Genomic DNA, 22,137 nt, shown 5'->3' with positions numbered 1-22,137 from the left:
GGCCTCGGCCGTCCGGATCGCAGGCGCGGACCGGCGATCCGCGGCGGTGCCGGGGACGCGGTCAGGCCACCGTGGAGGGTGTCTCGGGGCCGCCCGCACCGTGGCCGACGGCGCGCCGACCACGCTCGCTACGCCGCTTCCTCCGGCTCGGCCTCGGACAGTACGCCGTCGGACTCAACGTAGTGCGCGCCGGTTTCGGGGCAGCGCCAGCGGCCCTCGCCCTCGTGCTCCAACCGCGCCCCCCCGCGCCCGACCCACCCGGCCCGTTTGGCGGGGACGCCCATGACGAGCGCGAAGTCCGGAACGTCCCTGGTGACCACGGCCCCGGCGGCGACCATCGCCCAGCGGCCGATGCGCACCGGCGCGACGCAGACCGCGCGGGCCCCGATGGAGGCCCCCTCGGCGACGTCGACGCCGACGGCCTCCCAGTCCGAAGCGCGCTTGAGCGTGCCGTCGGGGGCGACCGAGCGGGGGTTGTGGTCGTTGGTGAAGACGGCCGCGGGGCCGACGAACACGCCGTCGGCGAGCGTCGCGGGCTCGTACACCAGCGCGTAGTTCTGGATCTTCACGTTGTCGCCGATCCGCACCCCGGTGCCGATGTACGCGCCGCGGCCGACCACGCAGTCGGTGCCGAGCGTCGCCTCTTCGCGGATCTGCGCGAGATCCCAGACGGCCGAGCGATCGCCGATGGTCGCGCTCGGGTGCACCTGCGCGGATTCCTGGACCCTATAATGCATTGGCTGCTTTCGATGGGTCGGCGACGTGCGCCGAGGCCTGACATGTCCCAGCGATCATACGGAAGGGCCTTCGGGGCCGCCCCGTTCCCGGCGGGCGTACGACGTTTTGCCCGGTCGTATGCGCAGGTGCCGCGGTGCATGACTCCCGAATCGCGGGTGGCTATCATGAGCCCTTCCCCCGATTCATCCTCCAGTGCCCGAAGGAAGAGTGGAACCGATGAAGGACAAGGTGCGGTTGCCCGCCGGTCGCCGGGTCGTGATGCTGGTCGACAACAGCATCGACGGGGACTCCCGGGTGCAGAAGGCCGCGAAGTCGATGGCCGAGGCGGGCTGGGACGTCCACCTCATCGGCCGCGCCGAAGGCAAGCGGGCCTCCCGCTTCGCACTGGGCGGCGCCACCGCCCACCTTCGCGTCGTCGGGCTCTGGCCCGGCCTCAAGCCCCTCCGGCAGCGCCTCGCGATCATGCGCTACCCCTTCGCCCACGTCAGCGTCGTCAAGGCCGAACGCGAATGGGAGCGCAGGCGCTTCCTGCGCACCGACCTCGCGCAGCGCCGCCTGCGCGCCGAGCTGCGCGCGCAGGGCCGCGGTCCTCGCGGGTTCGACCTGCCGGTCCTCTTCCACCGGTTGCGGGTCAAGCTGCAGGTGCGCTGGCTTCGCATGCGCCTCGACCAGACCAAAGCCCTCGGCGAAGCGCAGAAGGTCCGCCCCGACGGCGGCCTGGAGCGGTTCGAGACCGCCTACTGGAAGGCCCTGCTCGGCGACCGCTGCTGGCGCAGGCTCGACCCCTGGCCCCTGCGCTTCGAACTGGGCTTCGGGCCCCTCATCGACCAGCTCAAGCCCGACCTCATCCACGTGCACGACTACTGGATGATCGGGGTCGGCGTCCGAGCGGCCGCCCGCGCCGGCGCCAAGGGCCGCAAGGTCCCGGTGCTCTACGACGCCCATGAGTTCCTGCCCGGCGTCCAGCAGCGGAACCGGAAGTGGCAGGTTGCGAAGATCGCGCACGAGCGCGAGTTCGTGCCGTACGCCGACGCCGTCGTGACCGTCTCGCCGCGCCTGGCCGAACTGCTCGTCGAGAACCACCGCCTCGCCGAGCTCCCCACGGTGGTGCTGAACTCCCCGCCGCGCCCCGACCCGGCCCGCGCGGACTGGACCACCCCGGAGGGCTTCCGCGACGTTCGGCAGGCCTGCGGCCTGGACGCGGGGACGCCGCTCATGGTCTATTGCGGCTCCGCCACGCCGCAGCGCGGCCTGCACCTCATGGTCGAATCGCTCGCTCTGCAGCCCGACGTCCACGCGGCGTTCGTGATCGGCACGCTCACCGGGCCCTACGTCGACTCGCTGCGCGAACTGGCGGACCGGCTCGGGGTCGCCGACCGCGTCCACCTCATGCCGTACGTGCCCTACGACGTCCTCACCGCGTTCCTCGCCACCGCCGACGTCGGCGTGCACCCGCTGGAGACCGGCCTGGTGAACCACGAGGTCGGCCTGAACACCAAGTTCTACGAGTTCATGCACGCCGGCCTGCCGATCGTCATCAGCGACGTGAAGGTCATGTCGGAGGAGACCCGCCGCCTCGGCATCGGGGAGGTCTTCCGGTACGGGGACGTGGAGGGACTGGCGCGGGCCGCGCGGACCGTGATCGACGACCGCCCCCGCTACACCAAGCCCTTCGCCGAACCGGGCTTCCTCGACGAGTTCACGTGGGAGGCGCAGGCGGCCCGCTACGACGCGCTCTACCGCCGGCTCCTCGGCACGGCCCCCTCGGCGGTGCCGCAGCCGCGCTCGGACGAGTCCCCCGTCACCGCCGTCAACGGATCGTGACCCCGGCTCGGCGGCCCGGCCGCTGAAGGCGTCACCCGGGCGGGGGACCGCAGGTCGCAAGACGAGCGGTCCCGGCCGGTCTTTCGCCGTATTCAGTCCCCTTTGGATATCCCGCCTCCATAGCATGGGAGCGCCCGGCCGGGTCACCGCCGGGCTGACGGGGGAGGGAACAGCCGAATGACGGACCAGGAGCGCCCGAAGCAGGACCGCCGCGTCGTGATGCTCGTGCAGAACGACGTCGAAGGCGATTCGCGCGTGCAGAAGGAGGCCGCCTCGGCGGCCGCCGCCGGATTCGAGGTCTTCCTCCTGGGCCGCTCGCCCGACTCCCACCAGCGCGAATGGGACCTCGGCGGCGCCACGGTGCGGCTGCTGCCGGTCACCCGCGGTTTCGCGCGCCGCCCCCACGAACTGCGCCCGGCCTGGCTGCGCGACCCGCTCGCCTACCCGTACGGACCGCTCCAGCCCTACCGCGAACGCCAGCTGCGGGTCCGGTCCGCGCAGCTGCGTCTCGACGGCATGCAGTACGGACTCGACGAGCCCGGGCTCGCACCCGCAGCCCGGCTCCGCCGCCGCGCCGGGCTGCGGGTGCGGGGCGCCCTCCTGCGCGCCAACGAGAACTGGGTCCGGCTGCGCGCCGAGCACACGGTGCGGCTGCGGCTGCGCCGGCGCCAGATGATCTCCCGACTCGACCGGTTCACCACCTGGCTGTCGGGGCTGCTCCCGGGCGGCCCCGGGTGGCGCCGGTTCGACCCGGCCCTGTGGGACCTGGAGCTGGCCTTCGGCCGCGCCGTGCACGACCTCGAACCCGACCTCATCCACGCCAACGACTTCCAGATGCTCGGGGTCGGCGCCCGCGCGAAACTCCGGGCGGCCGCCGAGGGCCGCGAGGTCAGACTGGTGTGGGACGCCCACGAGTACCTGCCCGGCATGAAGCCCTGGAACGCCCACCCGCGCTGGCACCCCGCGCAGCTGGCGCACGAGCGCGAGTTCGCCGCGAGCGCCGACGCGGTCGTCACGGTCTCGGCGGCGCTGGGCGACCTGCTCCAGGACCGCCACCGCCTGGCCGAGCCGCCCGCGGTGGTCATGAACGCCCCCGGCGCGGCCGCCGCGGACGGCGCCGCGCCCGCGCCGAGCCTGCGGGCCGCGTGCGGGATCGGACCCGACGTCCCGCTCATGGTCTACAGCGGCGCGGCCGCGCCCCAGCGGGGTCTGGACCTCATGGTCACGGCACTGCGCTCGCTGCCGGACGTGCACAGCGCGTTCGTGGTCGCCAACCCCGAGGCGCCGTACATCCGCCAGCTGCTCGAACGCGCCGGGAGGCTCGGCGTCGCCGAGCGGGTCCACGCGGTCCCGTACGTGCCGCACACGCAGGTGGTGCCGTTCCTGTCCGAGGCCGACGTCGGCGTGATCCCGCTGCGCCGCTACCTCAACCACGAGATCGCGCTGATCACCAAGTTCTTCGAGTACTCCCACGCGCGGCTGCCGGTGGTGGTCTCCGACGTCAAGGCCATGGCCGAGACGGTCGCCGCGACCGGCCAGGGCGAGGTCTTCGCCGCCGACGACGCCGAGGGCCTGGCCCAGGCGGTCAAGTCCGTGATCACCGCCCCGGAGGCGTACCGGTCGGCCTACACCGCCGACCGCCTCGCCGAATGGAGCTGGGAGGCCCAGGCCGCCCGATTGAACGGGCTGTACCGGCGCCTGCTCGACGAGGTCCCGGCCGTGCCGTCGGCCCGGACCGGCCGGGCCGGCGCCAGTGGACGGAACGCCCCGCACTATCAGGACTTACACAGGCCCCGGATCCACAAGGCCTTGGAAGAAGATGATCCTTCCTATTCTTTGACTTGGTTTCCAATGTTGCGGCGCACGTGTTATGACGCTGTGACCTGATCCGGAACGCCGTGCGGTTACGCTGCACTCATGCTGCGTTCTGTCATCCTCGCCGCCGCCCGGTCATCGAAGATCGAGCGCCTCGTCGGCACCGCGCCGGTCACGCGGTCGCTCGTCCGCCGCTACGTCGCCGGCGAGACCACGGCCCACGCGGTCGCCACGACCCGCACACTCGCCGCCGACGGGCTGCTCGCCACGCTCGACTACCTCGGCGAGGACACCGTCGTCGTCGAGCAGGCCGACGCGACCCGCGACGAGTACCTGAACCTCCTGGCCGCCCTCAAGGGCGAAGGGCTGTCCCGGTCCGCCGAGGTCAGCGTCAAGCTCTCCGCGCTCGGCCAGCGCATCGACGCCGACCTCGCGTACGACCGCGCCCGCGAGATCTGCGAGGCCGCCGCCGACGCCGGGACCACGGTCACCGTCGACATGGAGGACCACACGGTCACCGACTCGACCCTGGAGATCGTCCAGCGCCTGCGCGCCGACTTCGAGTCCACCGGCGCGGTGCTCCAGGCGTACCTGCGCCGCACCGAGGACGACTGCAAGGCCCATGCGACGCCGGGGTCGCGCATCCGCCTGTGCAAGGGCGCCTACAAGGAGCCCGAGTCGGTCGCCTACCAGCGCAGCCTCGACGTCGACCGCTCCTATGTGCGCTGCATCAACGCGCTCATGGCCGGCGAGGGTTTCCCGATGCTCGCGACCCACGACCCGCGCCTGATCGAGATCGGCATCGACCGGGCCCGCTGGTACGACCGCGACAAGGACTCCTTCGAGTTCCAGATGCTCTACGGCATCCGCACCGCCGAGCAGTTGCGGCTCGCGGCCGAGGGCTACCGGATGCGCGTCTACGTGCCCTACGGCGACCAGTGGTACGGCTACCTCATGCGCCGCATGGCCGAGCGCCCCGCGAACCTCGCGGTCTTCGCCCGGTCACTGTGGACGAAGTCTTAGAAAGCTCGCAACGCGGGCCGGAACGCACCCCTGCTCCGGCCCGCGGCCGTGAGCAGCGTCGCAAGGGCCGTCACCGGCTGGACGCCCAGCGCACACGGCCTCCTCGCGTCTCGCGCGGGTAGCGATCGGCGACTACAGTTGCGAACGTGACTCAAGCCCCCGAGGACTTCACCCCGGACTCTTCCGAGCGCGGCCACCCCGGCGAATCCCGGCCCGCCCCGCACGGCCCCGCTCCTCTGGTGCCCGGCCAGCGGCCCGCGCCCGAGGCGCCGCGTCCCGCCTCCCCCGAACCGGTCCTCCCGCAGGCCGCCGAGGGCGGCGCGCCCATGCCCCAGGCGTCCCCGGCCGTGCCGATGCCCGAGCCGACCGCCCCGCCCTCGGCGCTCCCGATCGACATGGCGCCGCCCGGCATGGCCCACCCGGGCATGGCCCACCCCGGGCAGATGGGCCCGCGCGGACCCGTCCCGCCCGGCGCGATGCCGCCGGGCCCCGTCCCGGTCAGCGCGATGCCCCCCTGGCCCGGCCCGCCCCGGCCGCTCGCCTACTACGCGCCGCGCCCCGACCCCAAGCGCTCCCGCCTGGCCACCGTCTTCATCGTGGTCCTCCTGGTCGCCACCTCCGTGTTCGCCGGGGCGCTCGTCAACGGCTGGCGCCCGGCCATGCCCGCCGCCGAGACCGGCAGCATCGAGGGCCTCGCCGTCCAGCCCGGCGAGGGCACGGTCCCCAGCCCCGGACCGAACGCGCCCGAGTCGGAGATCCTCGCCTACCTCAGGGAGCAGGCCCAGCTCACGCTCGACGCCCAGGCCGAGTCGCTGCTCAACGGCAGCCTCGAGGGCTGGCTCGCGGCCTACGACCCGACCCTGCACGAGAAGATGACCGGCCGGTTCGACTCGCTCACGTCCATGCAGGTCTCCCGCTTCGACTACACGATCACCTCGGGCCCCCTGGAGGACGCCTCCGGCGCGGTGCCCCTCTACGACATCTCGGTCGCGCTCTCCTACTGCTTCGTCGAGCCCGCCGACACCTGCAAGGCCGCCGACATCGTCTTCGACACCCGCTGGCGCGCCGGGGACGAGGGCATGACGATGATCGAGGTCGCCGACTCCGAGTACGGGCAGGGCCCGCACCCGTGGGAGGTCACCGACCTGGTCGCGGCCGTCGGCGAGCGCACCGTCACCGCCGTCCCGGCCTCGATGGCCGCCCGCCTCGACGAGGCCCTGGAGGTCTCCGAGGCCGCCGCGGCGAACGCCGACGAGTGGGCCTACTGGGAGAAGCCCGACCGGTACGTCATCTACATCGCCAGCGACGAGGAGTTCGACACCTGGTTCGGCAGCGGCTGGGACTCCGAGGACGTCCTCGGCTTCGCCCTGCCCCTCACCGGCACCAACAACGGCGTGCGCGAGCCGTCGACCTACGCCACCGTCATGGGCGTCGACCGCACCGGCTGGAACGAGGGCCTCACCAGCGTCATCCGCCACGAGCTCGGCCACGCCGTGACCCTGTGGGCCGCGCCGTCCGAGCGCTACGCCGACGACACCTGGTGGATGGTCGAGGGCGTCGCCGAGTACATCGACCACGGCGACCGGGCCCTCGAGGACTACGACCGGATGTGGGACGTGCGCGACTACGTCGACCAGGGCGGCTGCGCGACCGACATCCTCCCGCCGGGCGAAGAGGACGACACCCTCGCCGGCTCGGGCAAGTACGGGTGCGGGTTCCTCGGCGTCCACTACGTCATCGACGAGTACGGGGTCGAGAAGTTCAGCGAGTTCTTCGGGATGACCGCGCGTGAGGGCACGCCTGCGGTCGACGCGGCCGAGACCGTCTACGGCAAGAGCTATGCCGATCTGATGGAGGAGATTACGGCCTTCATTGCCCAGACCGTGTGAGATCGGGTGTTGCCGGGTGGCGCGGACTGCCGTAACATGAGCAACATCCCAATCGAAATACATCAACGTCACGCTTAGTGACGACCGGCTTGTTTCGGTTCATATGGGCATTCGCGTCCACCGCACCTCTAATACATCACACAACCCCACGTCCTTGCATAAGTGCTCGCAACAGCCCTCGACAGAACGGTGAGACACATGAGCGAACCCGGGGACCTCCTCGACGAGGTCAAGTTCTTGACGGTGACGGAAGTGGCCGAGTTGATGCGCGTCTCGAAGATGACGGTGTACCGGCTCGTCCACAACGGTGAGATCGCGGCGGTGCGGGTGGGGCGCTCCTTCCGCGTCCCCGAGAGCGCCGTGAAGACCTACCTCTCCGAGGCCCTCCAGACCGACGAGTGACCTCGCTCGTCCTTCGAGGCCCCGCCACGCGCGAGCTGTGACGGGGCCTTCGGTCGGACTCGCCCGGCGCGGGGGCCGCCGGTAGCGCGAGTTAGGCTTGTCGGGCTCTAAGTATTGTCTAGTGAACATCTGTGAGGAAGCTCTATGGGCTCGGTCATCAAGAAGCGGCGCAAGCGCATGGCGAAGAAGAAGCACCGCAAGCTGCTTCGCAAGACCCGCGTTCAGCGTCGCAAGCTCGGCAAGTAGCCGAGGCGACCGGCTTCCGAGTACCTGCGGGTAGGCTGGCCACATGCCAGAGTTCGCAACTGTCGCGTTCGCCTTCGAGGTCCGTGGCGTGATCTCGCAGATCATCGGTTACGGGGGCGCGCTCCTGTCCCTGATCGCCTGCATCCACTGCGCGGTGCAGAAGCCCGACGCCTTCAGTGCCGTCGGCACCCTGTCGAAGGGCGCCTGGCTCGGGATCCTGGTCATCAGCCTGGTTCTCGCGCTGCTCTTCGGCGGATACGCCCGGTTGAACCTGTTCGCCCTCGTCGCCATCGCGGCCGCCCTGGTCTACCTCCTGGATGTCCGCAGCGGCATCAAGGACATCGGCGGCAGCGCCTACTGACGCGACGTCGCGGCGGACCCGGGTCCGGGCGATTTCTGACTTCAGCGAAAAGCCGCGCCGGCAATTGCCGGCGCGGCTTTCGGTGTGCCCGAACGCATTCGGTCTAGCGGACGACGCCGCGGGCCATCTCCCGCAGGCGCTTGACGCGCTCGGCGGTCGGCGGGTGGGTCGAGAACAGGCTCGTGAGGCCCCGGCCGCGCAGCGGCGACTCGATCATCAGGTGCGACTGCTCGGCGACGCGGCTGTCGGTGCGCGCCGGGAACCGGTCGACGCCCGCGGAGATCTTCTCCAGGGCGCTGGCGAGGGCCAGCGGGTCGCCGGTGAGGCGCGCGCCCGAGGCGTCGGCCTCGTATTCGCGCGAGCGCGAGACGGCCATCTGAATGAGCCCGGCCGCGAGGGGGCCGAGGATCATCGTCAGCAGCAGGACCAGCGGGTTGGGCCGGTCCTCGTCGTCGGAGGCGAAGAACGGCAGGAAGATCGCGAGGTTCGCGAGCATGGTGATGATGCTGGCGAGCGCCCCGGCGACCGAGGAGATGAGGATGTCGCGGTTGTAGACGTGCGACAGCTCGTGCCCGATCACGGCCCGCAGCTCGGCGGGCGTGAGCAGGCGCAGGATGCCCTCGGTGACGGCGACCGCGGCGTTCTCGGGGTTGCGGCCCGTGGCGAACGCGTTCGGCTGCGGCGTCGGTGAGACGTAGAGGCGCGGCATCGGCTGGCCGGCGCGCTGCGCCAGCTCGCGGACCGTCGCGTACAGCTGCGGGGCCTGCGCTTCGGTGACCGGCCGGGCCCGCATGGCGCGCAGGGCGATCTTGTCGGAGTTGAAATAGGCGTAGGCGTTCATGCCGACGGCGATGACCGCGGCGATGAGGATGCCGGTGGAGCCGCCGAGCGCGTAGCCGATCGCGATGACGAGCGCGGACATGGCGCCGAGCAGCACCGCCGTTTTGAGGCCGTTGTGGTGCTTCATGGTGGTTGGGTTTCCCTCCTGGTGGGAAAAGCAACGTCCTGGTTACGGCCAGTATTTCGCCACAAGCTGGGAAATTACTGCAAAACGGACGTGAACTCCAACACGAGCTGCGGCGCGAGGGAGGCCGCGAGGAGGGCGAGGCCGATTGCGGCGACCGCGATGGCGAAGCGGCCCCCGGCGAGGGTGGCGGGGCGGCCGAGGAGGAGGGTGCGCGCGAGCGGCAGGTAGTAGGCGAGCCCGACGACGGCCCCGGCGGCGACTATCACGGCGAGCCAGACGGCCGAGGAGGCGAGCACTTCGAGGATCGCGACCTTGGCGAACGTCCCCGCGAGCGCGGGCGGCAGCCCGGCGAGCCCGATGACGGAGAAGAGGAGGAGCGAGGCGGGCAGCGGCGCGGTGCGCCAGAGCCCGGTCAGCTCGGAGATGCGCCCGCCGTCGCCGAGCCGATCCGGTGCCGCAAGGGTCCGACGGTGCCCGGCGGTAAGACCCGAAACCGGGGCATCAGCCTTCAAATCGGGCACGGGGGGACCCCCGGCTTTCAAGTCTGCCTCGGGGGTACGACCTTCCTCCGAGGCGAGGAAATCTCCGCTTCCCGGGCGGACGGCGGTCAGGGCCGTGAAGGCCCCGGCTTCCAGGAGCACGAAGAGCACCGCGTACGCCAGCGCCGCCGAAGCCGCGGCCCCGGCCTCCTCCCGGCCGTCGGCCGTGGTGATGACCGCGAGCGGTGCGAGCACGTACCCGGCGTGGGCCACGCCCGACCACGCCAGCAGCGGCACCGTGCGGCGCTGCGCCAGCGCGGCGAGGTTCCCGACCGCGATCGAGGCGACGCTCAACGCCGCCAGCACGATCCCGGCGCTGCGTTGCGCGACGGGCGCGCTCGGGAAGCCCTCGGGCGGCGGAAGCAGGTCGCCGAAGGCCCCGGCGCCCGGAGTGAGTCCGAAGTGGACTAGCCAGACGATCGCGAGCGCGCCGCCGAGCTTGGAGGCGCTCGCCAGGTAGGTCGCGATCGGCAGCGGCGCGCGTTCGAGGACCAGCGGCGCCCATGCGTGGAGCGGCGCGGCGGCCAGCTTGAACGCCAGCCCGCCCAGGAGCAGCGCGACCCCGGCGGCCGTCAGGCCCGCGTCCGCGTCGGCCAGCCCCGCCGGGAGTCCGCCGAGGTGCACCGTTCCCGCGGCCGAGTACAGCAGCGCCGCGCCCATGAGCGCGGTCGCGGACGCGGTGATCGAGGAGATCAGGAACGTCACCCCGGCCTCGGCGCCGTCCCGTCCCGGTTTCGTCACCAGCACGTACAGCGGCACGGTCAGCGTCTCCAGCGCCACGATCAGCGAGATCAGGTCGCGAGAACCCGCGAGCGCGATGCCGCCGGACGCCGAGGCGGCCAGGAGGAACCAGTACTCGCCCGCCTGACGGCCGCTGATGCCCGCGACGAGGACCGTGACGGCGGCGAACAGCGCCGCCGCGCCCATCGCCGGGTCGTCGGCCACATAGGAGTGCCATTCGCCGACGTTGAACGCGGCCCGGTCGGGCCCGACGCCGACCCAGACCGCCGCGATTGCCGCGGCCGTGAGCCCGATCATCATGGCGGCCTTGGCGAACCGGCCCGCGAACAGCGCCAGTACCGCGGACGCCGCGGCGAGGTACAGCGGCAGCAGGGCCGCGTGGTCGATCGTCTGCACCTGCATCGCTCACGCCCCCGCGTTCATCGGGCGCGACGTGCAGCCTGGTGCGGGCGGGCCCGCGAGGCGGCCGACCGGCCGGGCAGTGTCCCGTGCCATCGTTTCGCCGTCCATCTACAGCAGCCCTTCCGCGAACAGGGCCAGCAGCGGGCCCGGCATCAGGCCGAGCAGCAGCGTCCCGGCCACGAGCGGGGACCAGACCGCGATCTCGGCCGCCGAGGCGTCGCCGATGCCGGCGATCGCGGGCGCGACCGGGCCGTGGCTGACACGTTTGAGCATCCGCAGCAGGTAGGCGGCGGCCAGGAACGCGCCGAAGGCCGCCACCGCGGCGAGCGCCAGCCAGGCGCCGCCGCGTTCGGCGGCGGCGTAGACGGTGAACGCCTCGCCCCAGAATCCCGCGAGGCCCGGCAGGCCCAGCGACGCGAGCGCCGCGAACCCGAAGAGCCCGGCGAGCATCGGTGCGGCCAGGCGAAGGCCGCCGAGTTCGGCGAGCCTCCCGGTGTGCGTGCGGGACTTGAGGGCTCCGGCGAGGAAGAACAGGAGCGGCGTGACCAGGCCGTGCGCGAGGTTCCCGAACAGGGCCGCCCGCACGCCCGCCTCGGTTCCGGCCGCGAATGCGAGAACCACGAATCCCATGTGGCCCACCGAGGAGTACGCGATGAGGCGTTTGATCTCGGGTAGTCCCAGGCACACGAGTCCGGCGACGATGATGCCGAGCGCGGCGAGCACCGCCAGTACGGGTGCGGCGTCGGCGGCGCCGTCGGGGGCGAGGCCTCCGGCGACGCGGATGAGGCCGTACGTGCCGAGTTTGAGCAGCACGCCCGCGAGGAGGACCGAGCCGACGGTGGGTGCGGCGGTGTGCGCGTCGGGCAGCCACGAGTGGAGCGGCCACAGTGGTGCTTTGACCGCGAATCCGGTGGCGAGCAGGGTGAACACGAGCAGCGAGACGTCGTCGGAGACGCCTCCGGCGGTGATGATCGCGCCGAGGTCGGCGGTCCCGGCGTCGGCGACGGCGACGAACAGGCCGGTGGCCATGAGGAGCGAGCCGGCGACGGTGAACAGCGCGAACTTGGCGGCCGCGTGGCGCCGGGCGGCCGGGTCGCCGTAGCGGTGGATGATCGCCCACATGGGCAGCAGGACCGCTTCGAAGGCGATGAAGAACAGGATGAGGTTGTCCGACAGGAACACCAGCGTTGAGGCGGCCTGCACGGCGAGGAGCAGTGAAGTCAGGGTCGGCGACGGCCGGGCGGTGCCGGGGTCGAAGCGGCCGGGGTGCAAGCGGCCCGATGCGGCGGGCACGCCGCGGGCCTGGTCCGCCGCCGGGAAAGGGCCCCCGGTTTCAACGGTAGCGGCGGGAACCTGAAGGGGAGCTGAAGTGTGATGTTCGGCAGTCGCAGTCGCAGTCGCAGTCGCAGTCGCAGTCGCAGTCGCTTCGCGCGGCTGCGGGGCCGTCTTGCCGCGCTCGATCACCGCCGCGTTGTGGACGCAGCAGAGGAGGCCGAGGAGCGCGGTCAGCAGGATCAGCGGCCAGGAGACGCCGTCCACGGCCAGCGAGAAGTCCAGGTGCAGTGAGGGGGCCCAGGCGGCGTCGAACTCGTGCCACCAGCCGCTGGTGAATCGGCCGCTGTCGAGCATCCGGGTGCCGTCGGCGCGCCCGAGCGGCAGCACCGCGGCCGCCGCGAGGCCGAGTGCGGCGGCCGCGACGCCGATCCAATGCGCGAACGCCTTGTGCTGCCAAGCCCAGACCAGCACCGCCCCGATGAGCGGAACGCCCACGGCCACAACGAGAAGTGCGCTCATGCGAACGCCCCGCTTCCCGCGGCGATCGCGGCATTCGGTCGCTGCTGGGCCCGTTGACTCGGCCCGGATCGGACGCTTGCAGCAGCAGCCGTCGCGACACGCGCAGCGCCGGGCCGACGGAGCGAGGTCTGATCCCGGTGGAGTGCAAGGCCCGCAGCGGACACCGTTGCAGCCGCAGCGCCGTGTCGACCGAGTGCGGTCCGACCTCGATGGAGCGAAGAACCCGCCGTGAATACCGCCGCATGCGATGTGTCGGGGCGGCGGAGCGAAGACCGATTCCGACGAGGTGCAGGGCCCGCGTCGAGTCCTGTCGCATCCGCAACGCTGAGCAGGCGGAATACGGTCCCATCTCGATCGGGGGCAAAGCTCGCGGCGAGTGCTGCTACCGCCGTTTTTGCTGCACCGTGTCGGAGGAGCGCGGGGCGATCCCGACGGGGCGCAGAATCCGCCCTGAATACCACCGCATCCGATGGGCCATGTCGACCGTGCGCGGACCGATTCCGACGGGGCACAAGGCCTTCCGCGAATACCATCGCATCCGCAGCGCCGCGGCGCCGGTCTCGAGCCTGCCCGGCCTCGACCGCGCGCACGGCCGCGCAGACTTCCGCGACTTCCCGCGCGCGAAGCCGTCGACTCGAAGGCAACGCTTCGCTCACCGCCCCCGCTTCACCGATCCTCAGCTCCACAGGCTCACTCCGATCGCCACGGCCGCGACGACCAGTGTCCCGGCCGCGCTCAGCCGCAGGTACCGCACGAGCCCGCCGCGGTGGCCCGCAACGGTCTCACGACCGGCCGCCACCGTCGCCCGCGCCGAACCCTCGACCACGGTCCGGTCGACCAGGCGCTCGTCCAGAGCCCGCGCCCCGGCGCCCGCCGCGCGGGCCATCGCCCGCGTCGCCTTGGCCGCCAACCGCTCCGCGTACAGCCCTTCGGCGAAGGCGGGCCGGGACCGGCCCAGAATGCGGGCCGGGTCGCGGTCGGTCACCCGCGTGCCCGATCGCGGCCGGTCGCGCCACCACGAGTCGCCCACCACGGCGAAGCCGCCGAGCGTCGCCAGCAGCAGCAGCGCCATCAAGTCCCAATGCAGCTCCGGCACCGCGAACGGCCCCGCGTAATACAGCATGCCGACGCCGACCGTGGCCGCCGTCAACGCCCACAGGCTGAACGACTCAGCCCAGGGAACGGCCGCCCGCTCGATGGCGCCCCGGCCGCGCCAGAACAGCAGCAGCCACAGCCTCGCCGCGTAAGCGGCCGTGAGGATGCTCGCGCCGACCCCGGCCCAGAACACGATCACGCCCGCCGGCGTCCCGGCCTCATAGGCCGCGCCGAGCACGGTCTCCTTGCTGTAGAAGCCGCCCAGCGGCGGCAGGCCCGCCATGGAGGCGAGCCCGATCGTCATGGCCCAGAACGCCAGCGGTGAGTCGCCCGGTCGCAGTCGCGTCGCGCGCAGCGACCCGTCCGTCCCGGCCAGCGCGATTACGACCCCGGCCGTCAGGAACAGCAGCCCCTTGAACGCCGCGTGCGAGACCAGGTGGAACAGCGCCGCGTCGCCTGCGGCGACGGCGACGCCCGCGAACATGAATCCGACCTGGCTCACCGTCGACCACGCCAGGACGCCCTTGAGGTCGCGGGCCGCGAGCGCGCACAGGCCCGCCCCGATCATCGTCACCGCCGCGACGAGCGCGACCACGAGCAGCAGCTCCGTCGGCCACAGCGGCAGGAGCCGGGTCAGGACGTACGCCCCGGCCGCGACCATCGTGGCCGCGTGGATGAGCGCGCTGACCGGCGTGGGCCCGGCCATCGCCGGCGGCAGCCAGATCTGGAGCGGGAACTGCGCCGACTTCCCGATGCAGCCGAACAGGATCAGCAGCATCGCCGCTCCGGCGCCCGCCGGCGGGTCCTGGATCTCGCTGAGCCGGAACGTCCCGGCGGACGCGCCGATCCACATCACCCCGAGCACGAACGCGACGTCGCCGAAGCGCGTCACCAGGAACGCCTTCGCGGCCGCGCCCGGCGCCTCGGGCAGTTTCGCGTAGTGGGCGATGAGCAGGTACGAGCAGGCGCCCATGACCTCCCAGCCGATGAGCAGCAGTACCAGGTCGTCGGCCGCGACCACCAGGAGCATCGCGGCGCAGAACAGGTTCACCTGCGCCCCGAACGCCGCATAGCGCGGGTCGTCGCGCAGGTAGGCGACCGAGTAGAGCTGCACGAGGAACGTCACGAACACGGCCGCCAGGGCCACGGTCGCGGCGGTGGGGGAGAGGTCGAGGGCGGCAGCGACGCGGATCGTCCCGAAGTCGGCGAGGACGAAGTCGCCCTTCGGGTTCGCGACGGCGCACGCGGCCGCGAGTCCCAGCGTCAGCGCGGGCGCGGCGACCGCGACGTACCGGGCGGGGCGCCGGTCCCGGATCAGGAGCCCGGCCAGGCCCGCCAGCGCGGGGCAGGCGACAAGAAGGAGCGTGAGCGTCATCGGCCGCCTCCGATGTCCATTTCGGACGATTCTCGTCCGGAATCGCGCTCGGCGGAAGGCTCGTCAGCGGTCTCGGCGGGCAGGTCGTCGGTGTCGATCGTCGCCCGCTCGCGCCACAGGTTGAGGATGAGCGCGAGGCCCACCCCGACCTCGGCGGCGGCGATGACCACGATGAACAGCGCGAAGCTCTGGCCGGTGAGGGCATTGTGGACGAGATCGGCGGTGACCAGCACCAGGTGCACGCCGCCGAGCATGAGCTCGGCGGCGGCCAGCTGCATGACGGCGTTGCGGCGCGTCAGCACGCCGTAGAGGCCGATCGCGAACAGCCCCACGGCGATCAGGAACCCGATCAGTGGATGCACGGGGTCCTCCCCGGAGGGATGAGATCGGTCGATCGGGACCACATGGCCTCATCTTGGACTACGGGGCACCCCGAAGTCCAGCGTCGAGACCGTGTTGATACTCGTCGATCCATATGCGGCCCCGCCTACCGTGGCGACCGCGGGCGGACCGGGCCTTCCGCCGGGCGCGGCCCGGCCCCGCGGCGGCGGGGTCGTTCCCGAAGGCGGTGGTGGGGTCTGCCCCACCCTGTATCCGCCAGGCTTCCTCATTGAGAGAACTCCTGTGTCCCAATACCGTTCAACGCATGAACAAGCCCGCACCCCTTCTGGTCCCGGCCCTGGTCCTGGGGGCCGTGTTCGCCGCCGTGCCCGCCCATGCCCAGGACGAGACCGACGTCGCGGCGGTCGCCGACCTCATCGACACCCGCATCGCCGCGATCCTCGACGAGCACGAGATCCCCGGCGGCGCCGCCGTGCTCGTCGTCGACGGGGAGCCGGTCCTCACCGAGGCGTACGGGGAGGCCGTCGTGGGCGGCGCCCCGTTCGCGACCGACACCGCCTACTACACCGGCTCCGTGGCGAAGCTGTTCACGACGGCGGCCTCGCTCCAGCTCGTCGACGAAGGGGCGCTCGACCTCGACGCCGATGTCAACGACTACCTCGACTTCGACGTTCCCGACACCTTCCCCGGCGACCCGGTCACACTGCGCCACCTGCTCACCCACACCTCCGGTTTCGAGGACCGCATCCTCGGCTGGGGCCGCTGGGCCCCGGAGGACATGCCCTCGCTCGCCGACTTCGCGGCGCAGGAGCAGCCCGAGCGCCTGCGCGAACCGGGGACGCTGATCGCCTACAACAACTACGACATGGTCCTCGCCGGCGTCCTCATCGAGGAAGCCTCCGGTCAGTCCTATGAGGACGTTCTCTCCGAGCGCCTGTTCACGCCGCTGGGCATGGACGACACCCGCGTGGTGCGCGAGGAACCCGCCAAGGGGGCCGACGCCGCCGAAGGCTACCGGTACGCCGATGGGCAGGTCGTCACCGCGGGCCGCATCGCCCCGGGGACCGCGGCCGGCCCCGGCGTCCTCAGCACCGCCGACGACCTGAGCCGGTTCATGGCTGCGCTCGCCCAGCGCGACCCGATCCTCGGGGAGGGCGTGGCGGAGCAGATGACCACCCGCCAGTTCGGCTCGGACGACCGCATGCCCGGCATCGGCTTCAGCCTCCAGGAGTTCGCCGGGCCCGGCGACGGCGTCTGGTTCAAGGCCGGCGACCTGCCCGGTTTCCACACGGCGCTCGCCGTGGTCCCCGACCGGGGCATCAGCGTGCACGTGGCGTTCAACGGCGCCGGCGAGTCGGCGGCCGCGACCTCGTTCGCGGCCGAGGAACTGGTGCGCGACGTCCTTGCCGCGCTCGGCGCCCTGCCCGAACCGCAGGCATTCGAACCGGTTGAGGACGACCTCGACCGCTACACCGGCGAGTACGTCAGCATCCGCACCGCGAGCTCCGACTTCACCGAGCTCGCCCGCGTCGTCGCCCCGGTCACCGTGGAGACCGCGGACGGCGGCCTGACCACGACCGGGCTCTCCTCCGACCCCGCTGCGGGCGAGCAGCGCTGGGTGCCCGTCGGCGACGGGCTGTTCCAGGAGCAGGGCGGCACCGCCACCATCGCCTTCACCGACTACGGCATCCTGCTGAGCAGCGTGGACCCGGCCGTTTCCTTCGCGCCGGTGCCCTGGTACAACGGTGCGCTTCTCCACCAGGTGGGCCTCGGTGCCGGCGGGCTGATCCTCGCCGCAGGCTTCCTCGCGCTCTCGGCGACCGCGGTGGTCCGGCTGGTGCGCCGCGCGCCGCGGCGGCCGGTCCTGCGCTCGCTCAACGCCTGGTCGTCCTGGCTCACGGGCGCCGCCGCGCTCGCGGTCCTGGGGCTCCTGATGTCCGTGGTCAGTGACGCGAACCTGCTGTTGCAGCAGGTCGTCACCGGCTCACCGGGTCTGACGGCCACCATGTGGGCCGCGCTCGCCGCGGTCGGCCTCGCCGCCGTGAACCTCGTCCTCTACGCGGCCGCCGCCGCCAAGCGGCAGTGGAGCATGTGGCCCGCGGTCGGCCAGGGCCTCATGGTCGCCGGGGGAGCGGCGTTCTCCGTGGTCCTCATCGCCCTGAACCTGGCGGTGCTCTGACGCAACGACCTGGGGCCCGGTGACCGCATGCGGTCACCGGGCCCCACGTCGTCTGGTGCAGGTTCGCGCACCCGCCGCCCACACCGCCGCCGGCGTCGCCACCCCGGCCGAACAACATCGGCACGAGAACGAGGTTGCCCCCAGTCGGTCAGCGCCAGCTCTCGCGGTGGCGGTCGAGGCCGTCGATGATGAGGTCGAGGCCGATCGCGAACTCGTCGCCGTAGTCGTACCCCGGTTTGAGGGCGTGCTCGGCGGCCATCGCGGTCAGGTGCGGGAACTCGTCGGCGGGGACCGTCTCCATCATTCCGACGGCGGCCGCTTCGAAGTCGCCCTCGTCGCTGATCGGCAGGGCGTTCTCCTGGATCGCGAACCCGTAGATGTAGCTGTCGAGCATCGAGAACGCATGCGCCGCACCGACAATCGTGAACCCGCCCGCGAGCAGGCACCCGATCACCGTGTCGTGGTGGCGCAGCGTCGCCCCGCCGGGGTCGACTCGGGAGTCCATGAGCCCGACCGCCCACGGATGGCGCTTGAGCGCCTCGCGCATCGACGCACCGCGCCGCCGCATCGCGGTCTGCCAGTCCAGGTCCCCGGTCGGCAGCTCGACCTCGGCGAAGACGAGGTCGACCATGCCGTCGAGCAGCTCGTCCTTGTTCTTGAAGTGGTGGTACAGCGCCATGGCCCGGACGCCGAGCCGGTTCGCGAGCTTGCGCGTGCTCGGCACCTCGCCCTTCGCCTCGTCCGCCATCGCCACCGCCGCGAGCAGGACCTTCTCCCTGCTGAGCGGGTCGCGCCGGACCGGTGGATCGGCTGGCTCGGTCACGCGCGTCTCCTGTTCATCGACTTGTTCAGCATTGTACTTTACACCGTACAGTTTTACTGTACAGTGTAAAGGCAGACTCACCCTTCGAACGAGGAGCACGACATGGAACCGATGGAATTCGTCCCGCAGACCGGCGCCGGCAAGCGCGTCTGCATCGTCGGCGCGTCCGGGAAACTGGGCCGCTACATGGTGCAGCACGCGCTGGACCGCGGCTACGAGGTCGTCGGCGTCTGCCGCGAGAAGAGCGTCCCCAAACTCGACGACTACGCCGACCGGATCACCGTGATCGGCGGCCGGACCAACGACCGCGAGGTCATCGAGCGCGCCGTCGACGGCTGCGACGCGGTCCTCTCAGTGCTCGTCCCCTGGGGCGTGCACGACTACTCCTCGGGCACGGCCCGGGCGGTCATGGACTTCGCGAAGCCCGGAGCGCGCCTCGTCTTCTCCTGCGGCTGGCACATCACCCGCGACGGCCGGGACAAGTACTCGCGGGGCATCAAGGCCGCGATCGCCTTCGCCAAGCTCATGCGGATCACCCGGCTCGTCGACATCGCCGACCAGTACCGCGCCGCCGACCTGATCTTCAACAGCGACACCCGCTGGACCCTGGTGCGCGGCTCGGACCTCGAAGAGGGCCCGGCCCAGGGCCTGCCGGTGTGGAGCCGCCACGTCGGCGACCCGGTCCTGGAGAGCAACATGACCCGGCGCACCGACTTCGCCCGCTTCATGGTCGAGGCGGCCGAGAACGACGAGCTCGTCCACGAGGCGCCCGCCATCAACGGCTGCAAGACCCCGTCGGCGCTCGCCCACGCGAGCGAGTCGGCCTAGCGCAGCAGCAGGTCCGCGAGGGCGAAGGCGAACAGCGCCACGGCCACGAATCCGTTCGCGGTGAAGAACGCCCGGTTGACCTTCGAGAGGTCGCCGGGCTTCACCACCGCGTGCTCGTACGCGAGGGCGACGGCCACGACCGCGAGGCCGATCCAGTACAGGAGGCCGTAACCGGTCAGCGTCCCGAACCACGCGAACGCCGCCCAGGCGAACACGTGGGTCACCGTGGAGGCGTGCAGCGCGGCCTTCACGCCCCAGCGGGCCGGGGTCGAGCGCACGCCGATCTCGCGGTCTACGCGGACGTCCTGGCACGCGTAGATGAGGTCGAAGCCGCCGATCCACAGGCCCACGGCCGCACCGAGGACGATCGACGGGCCCGAGCCCTCGAACGTGCCCGTCACCGCGAGCCACGCGCCGACCGGCGCGACCATCTGGGCCAGGCCCAGGATCGCGTGCGGGTAGTTCGTGAAGCGCTTCGCGTACGGGTAGACGATCAGCGGCGCGACGGCGAGCGGGCTCAGCACCAGGCACAGCGGATTGAGCAGCGCGGCCGAGGCGAGCAGGGCCGCCAGGCTCACCGCGCAGCCGACGTAGGCCGTGCGCAGGGACACCCTGCCGGTGACCAGTTCGCGCTGGGCGGTGCGCGGGTTCCGGGCGTCGATCTTGCGGTCGATGATCCGGTTGGCCGCCATGGCGAGCGTGCGGGCGCTGACCATCGCGATCGTGACCAGGACCAGCACCCGCCAGCTGAAGGCGTCCTCGAGGTGCATCACGGTGAGCGTGGACAGGTACGCGAACGGCAGCGCGAACACCGAGTGCTCGAACGCCACGAGTTTGAGGAAGTCCTTGACGTGATTGGGTTTTGCCGTTGTCGAAGGCACAGTGTTCACTCCGGTTCGGGGAGGCGAGCGGAGCGAGCGGACGGGCGGGGCGACGGGTGCGGGTCAAGGCCGTATTCTTTCCACCTTTTGTCCACTGTGGCTTTCACCGAGGAGCTCATGCGCATCGGCTCGGGCCAGCCCCTGGTGTAGCCCTCCTGGGGCCATTTCGCGGTCGCGTCGATGCCGGCCTTGCCGCCCCAGAACTGGTGGTACGACGCGTGGTCGAGGTGGTCCACCGGGCCCTCGGTGAGCAGCAGGTCCCTTGAGTAGTCCACATTGCCCAGTGCGCGCCAGGCCACCTCGCGGTAGTCGTGCACGTCGCAGTCGGCGTCGACGACCACGATGAGCTTCGTCAGGCTCATCATCTGGAGGCCCCAGATCGCGCTCATGACCTTCTGCGCCTGCTTGGGGAACTTCTTGTCGATCGAGACGATGACGCAGTTGTGGAAGACCCCCGCCGCGGGCATGTCGTAGTCGACGATCTCGGGGATCATGATCTTGACGAGGGGCAGGAACGTCCGCTCGGTGGCCTTGCCCAGCCCGTGGTCCTCCTGGGGCGGGGCCGAGGTCACGATCGTGTGGTAGATCGGGTTCTGGCGCATGGTCATCGCCTCGATCCGCATCACCGGGAACGGCTCCACGGGCGTGTAGAACCCCGTGTGGTCGCCGAAGGGCCCCTCGGGCAGGCGCTCGCCAGGCTCGGCCCAGCCCTCGAGGACGATCTGCGAGTTCGCCGGCACCTGGAGCGGCACGGTCAGGCAGTCGACCATCTCGACGCGCTCGCCGCGCAGGAACCCCGCGAACAGGTATTCGTCGATGTCCGGCGGCAGCGGCGCGGTCGCCGCGTAGGCCATCACCGGGTCGGGGCCGATCGCGATCGCGACCGGCAGCCGCTCGCCGCGACGCTCGGCCTCGGCGTAGTGGCTGGTGGAGTTCTTGTGGATCTGCCAGTGCAGGCCGATCGAGCGCTCGTCGTGCTGCTGGAGCCGGTAGAGGCCGACGTTGCGCTTGCCGGTCTCGGGGTGCTTGGTGTGCGTGAGCCCGAAGTTGTGGAAGACCCCGCCGTCGCCGGGCCACACCTGGAGGCCCGGGAGCATGTTCAGGTCCACGTCGTCGCCGGTGAAGACCACTTCCTGGCACGGGGCCTTGCGGATCTTCTTGGGCGGCACGGACTTGAGCTGCATGAGCTTGCCGAGGCCGTCGCGGATGCCGGCCCACCCGAGCGGGAGCTCGGGCTTGGCCAGCTCGCCGATGCGCTGCCCGATCTCGTCGAGGTCGGCGACCCCGAGGGCCTTGGCCATGCGCTCGGTCGTGCCGAAGAGGTTGATGGCCACGGGGATGGTGCTGCCGGCCGGGTTCTCGAACAGCAGCGCGGGGCCGTCCGCGCGGATCACCCGCTGGGTGATCTCGGAGATCTCCAGGTGCGGGTCGACCGAGGCCGAGATCCGCTTGAGGTCGCCGTCGGCTTCGAGGGCGGCCAGGAACGACTGCAGGTCGTCGTACGGGAACTTGGGTGCCACGAGGCCCATTCAATCACCCGGGGCGAGGGCCGCCCGCCACGGCCGATGCGGAGTGAACACGGTCCTTCGCACGGCGTTCACGGCCTGGTCACCGATACCATCCCAAACCCCCACCCTCCCGGGGGAAAGGTAGGGGCAATCCTTCCCCCGGGGTATGACGGGAACGGGCCGCCGCGGCACCGCTGTCCCCCGAAAGAGCGAGGTCGGGCCGTCTTGTCGGTGCCTCGAGATACGATTCTTGTGACACGTATTACGATACGGTACCGTATCGTTTCGGAATGGCGTAGTCTCGGTGGCGACACCACATCACCGTCGCGGTCGGCGCCGCGACGAGAACACCGCACAGCACGGCC

18 protein-coding genes are annotated in these 22,137 nt (G+C 71.4%); 9 read left to right on the top strand and 9 right to left on the bottom strand.

What is annotated here, in order from left to right:
- Positions 1–128: 128 nt before the first annotated feature.
- Positions 129–737 (bottom strand): acyltransferase, encoded by a 609-nt coding sequence (locus BLQ63_RS08755; RefSeq protein WP_091031918.1) that lies wholly within the window; start codon positions 735–737, stop codon positions 129–131.
- Positions 738–954: 217 nt separating this feature from the next.
- On the opposite strand from BLQ63_RS08755, the gene BLQ63_RS08750 reads away from it, so the two are divergent.
- The 7 genes from BLQ63_RS08750 (at position 955) to BLQ63_RS08720 (ending at position 8,298) form a co-directional block, all read left to right on the top strand.
- On the top strand, positions 955–2,562 hold the full coding sequence (locus BLQ63_RS08750) for a glycosyltransferase family 4 protein (protein ID WP_091031916.1): 1,608 nt from the start codon (positions 955–957) through the stop codon (positions 2,560–2,562).
- Between the two features lie 177 nt (positions 2,563–2,739).
- On the top strand, positions 2,740–4,449 hold the full coding sequence (locus BLQ63_RS08745; protein WP_218125159.1) for a glycosyltransferase family 4 protein: 1,710 nt from the start codon (positions 2,740–2,742) through the stop codon (positions 4,447–4,449).
- 30 nt (positions 4,450–4,479) lie between these two features.
- Positions 4,480–5,400 carry a proline dehydrogenase family protein gene (locus tag BLQ63_RS08740; RefSeq protein WP_091031912.1) on the top strand — a complete coding sequence of 307 codons (921 nt, stop codon included), beginning with the start codon at positions 4,480–4,482 and terminating at the stop codon, positions 5,398–5,400.
- Positions 5,401–5,546: 146 nt separating this feature from the next.
- Positions 5,547–7,289, top strand: a complete 1,743-nt coding sequence (locus BLQ63_RS08735) for a hypothetical protein (RefSeq protein WP_143014816.1) — start codon at positions 5,547–5,549, stop codon at positions 7,287–7,289.
- A 198-nt stretch (positions 7,290–7,487) separates the two neighbouring features.
- Positions 7,488–7,691 carry a helix-turn-helix domain-containing protein gene (locus BLQ63_RS08730; protein ID WP_091031906.1) on the top strand — a complete coding sequence of 68 codons (204 nt, stop codon included), beginning with the start codon at positions 7,488–7,490 and terminating at the stop codon, positions 7,689–7,691.
- Between the two features lie 144 nt (positions 7,692–7,835).
- The gene (locus tag BLQ63_RS08725; protein ID WP_081687713.1) at positions 7,836–7,937 is read left to right on the top strand and encodes a 30S ribosomal protein bS22; all 102 of its coding nucleotides are present in this window, start codon (positions 7,836–7,838) and stop codon (positions 7,935–7,937) included.
- A gap of 43 nt (positions 7,938–7,980) precedes the next feature.
- Positions 7,981–8,298, top strand: coding sequence for a DUF2516 family protein (locus tag BLQ63_RS08720; RefSeq protein WP_091031901.1), 318 nt, complete (start codon positions 7,981–7,983; stop codon positions 8,296–8,298).
- A gap of 103 nt (positions 8,299–8,401) precedes the next feature.
- Here the strand turns inward: BLQ63_RS08720 and htpX are convergent, their stop codons facing one another.
- The 5 genes from htpX to nuoK form a co-directional block, all read right to left on the bottom strand.
- On the bottom strand, positions 8,402–9,265 hold the full coding sequence (gene htpX, locus BLQ63_RS08715; protein WP_091031899.1) for a zinc metalloprotease HtpX: 864 nt from the start codon (positions 9,263–9,265) through the stop codon (positions 8,402–8,404).
- 74 nt (positions 9,266–9,339) lie between these two features.
- Positions 9,340–10,947, bottom strand: a complete 1,608-nt coding sequence (locus BLQ63_RS08710; protein ID WP_091031894.1) for an NADH-quinone oxidoreductase subunit N — start codon at positions 10,945–10,947, stop codon at positions 9,340–9,342.
- Between the two features lie 108 nt (positions 10,948–11,055).
- A complete protein-coding gene (locus BLQ63_RS08705; RefSeq protein WP_245680910.1) occupies positions 11,056–12,741 on the bottom strand; it encodes a complex I subunit 4 family protein in 1,686 nt (561 codons plus the stop codon).
- Between the two features lie 676 nt (positions 12,742–13,417).
- On the bottom strand, positions 13,418–15,211 hold the full coding sequence (locus tag BLQ63_RS08700) for an NADH-quinone oxidoreductase subunit 5 family protein (protein ID WP_091031889.1): 1,794 nt from the start codon (positions 15,209–15,211) through the stop codon (positions 13,418–13,420).
- Positions 15,208–15,573 carry an NADH-quinone oxidoreductase subunit NuoK gene (gene nuoK, locus BLQ63_RS08695; RefSeq protein WP_091032710.1) on the bottom strand — a complete coding sequence of 122 codons (366 nt, stop codon included), beginning with the start codon at positions 15,571–15,573 and terminating at the stop codon, positions 15,208–15,210. The genes BLQ63_RS08700 and nuoK overlap by 4 nt, the downstream gene beginning before the upstream one ends.
- Positions 15,574–15,857: 284 nt before the next feature.
- Here nuoK and BLQ63_RS08690 point away from each other — a divergent pair, with 284 nt between their 5' ends.
- Positions 15,858–17,732 (top strand): serine hydrolase domain-containing protein, encoded by a 1,875-nt coding sequence (locus tag BLQ63_RS08690; protein WP_177154848.1) that lies wholly within the window; start codon positions 15,858–15,860, stop codon positions 17,730–17,732.
- 148 nt (positions 17,733–17,880) lie between these two features.
- Here BLQ63_RS08690 and BLQ63_RS08685 read toward each other — a convergent pair whose 3' ends face one another.
- Positions 17,881–18,555: a TetR/AcrR family transcriptional regulator gene (locus BLQ63_RS08685; protein WP_245680909.1), complete on the bottom strand. Its 675-nt coding sequence runs from the start codon at positions 18,553–18,555 to the stop codon at positions 17,881–17,883.
- A gap of 102 nt (positions 18,556–18,657) precedes the next feature.
- Between BLQ63_RS08685 and BLQ63_RS08680 the strand changes: the two genes are divergently transcribed.
- A complete protein-coding gene (locus tag BLQ63_RS08680) occupies positions 18,658–19,383 on the top strand; it encodes an NAD(P)-dependent oxidoreductase (protein WP_218125158.1) in 726 nt (241 codons plus the stop codon).
- Here the strand turns inward: BLQ63_RS08680 and mqnP are convergent.
- Positions 19,380–20,273 (bottom strand): menaquinone biosynthesis prenyltransferase MqnP, encoded by an 894-nt coding sequence (gene mqnP, locus BLQ63_RS08675; protein WP_177154847.1) that lies wholly within the window; start codon positions 20,271–20,273, stop codon positions 19,380–19,382. The genes BLQ63_RS08680 and mqnP overlap by 4 nt on opposite strands.
- Positions 20,270–21,793 (bottom strand): menaquinone biosynthesis decarboxylase, encoded by a 1,524-nt coding sequence (locus BLQ63_RS08670; RefSeq protein ID WP_091031881.1) that lies wholly within the window; start codon positions 21,791–21,793, stop codon positions 20,270–20,272. The genes mqnP and BLQ63_RS08670 overlap by 4 nt, the downstream gene beginning before the upstream one ends.
- Positions 21,794–22,137: the final 344 nt, after the last annotated feature.

The sequence above is a fragment of the Glycomyces harbinensis genome, assembly GCF_900101745.1.
In the GTDB taxonomy this organism is placed as follows: domain Bacteria; phylum Actinomycetota; class Actinomycetes; order Mycobacteriales; family Micromonosporaceae; genus Glycomyces; species Glycomyces harbinensis.
This window is presented reverse-complemented; position numbering and strand designations above follow the sequence as displayed.

Coding starts and splice junctions, on each gene's coding strand:
- BLQ63_RS08755 (WP_091031918.1), bottom strand. CDS start 737: ATGCATTATAGGGTCCAGGAATCCGCGCAGGTGCACCCGAGCGCGACC.
- BLQ63_RS08750 (WP_091031916.1), top strand. CDS start 955: ATGAAGGACAAGGTGCGGTTGCCCGCCGGTCGCCGGGTCGTGATGCTG.
- BLQ63_RS08745 (WP_218125159.1), top strand. CDS start 2,740: ATGACGGACCAGGAGCGCCCGAAGCAGGACCGCCGCGTCGTGATGCTC.
- BLQ63_RS08740 (WP_091031912.1), top strand. CDS start 4,480: ATGCTGCGTTCTGTCATCCTCGCCGCCGCCCGGTCATCGAAGATCGAG.
- BLQ63_RS08730 (WP_091031906.1), top strand. CDS start 7,488: ATGAGCGAACCCGGGGACCTCCTCGACGAGGTCAAGTTCTTGACGGTG.
- BLQ63_RS08725 (WP_081687713.1), top strand. CDS start 7,836: ATGGGCTCGGTCATCAAGAAGCGGCGCAAGCGCATGGCGAAGAAGAAG.
- BLQ63_RS08720 (WP_091031901.1), top strand. CDS start 7,981: ATGCCAGAGTTCGCAACTGTCGCGTTCGCCTTCGAGGTCCGTGGCGTG.
- htpX (WP_091031899.1), bottom strand. CDS start 9,265: ATGAAGCACCACAACGGCCTCAAAACGGCGGTGCTGCTCGGCGCCATG.
- BLQ63_RS08710 (WP_091031894.1), bottom strand. CDS start 10,947: ATGCAGGTGCAGACGATCGACCACGCGGCCCTGCTGCCGCTGTACCTC.
- BLQ63_RS08705 (WP_245680910.1), bottom strand. CDS start 12,741: ATGAGCGCACTTCTCGTTGTGGCCGTGGGCGTTCCGCTCATCGGGGCG.
- BLQ63_RS08700 (WP_091031889.1), bottom strand. CDS start 15,211: ATGACGCTCACGCTCCTTCTTGTCGCCTGCCCCGCGCTGGCGGGCCTG.
- BLQ63_RS08690 (WP_177154848.1), top strand. CDS start 15,858: ATGAACAAGCCCGCACCCCTTCTGGTCCCGGCCCTGGTCCTGGGGGCC.
- BLQ63_RS08680 (WP_218125158.1), top strand. CDS start 18,658: ATGGAACCGATGGAATTCGTCCCGCAGACCGGCGCCGGCAAGCGCGTC.
- BLQ63_RS08670 (WP_091031881.1), bottom strand. CDS start 21,793: ATGGGCCTCGTGGCACCCAAGTTCCCGTACGACGACCTGCAGTCGTTC.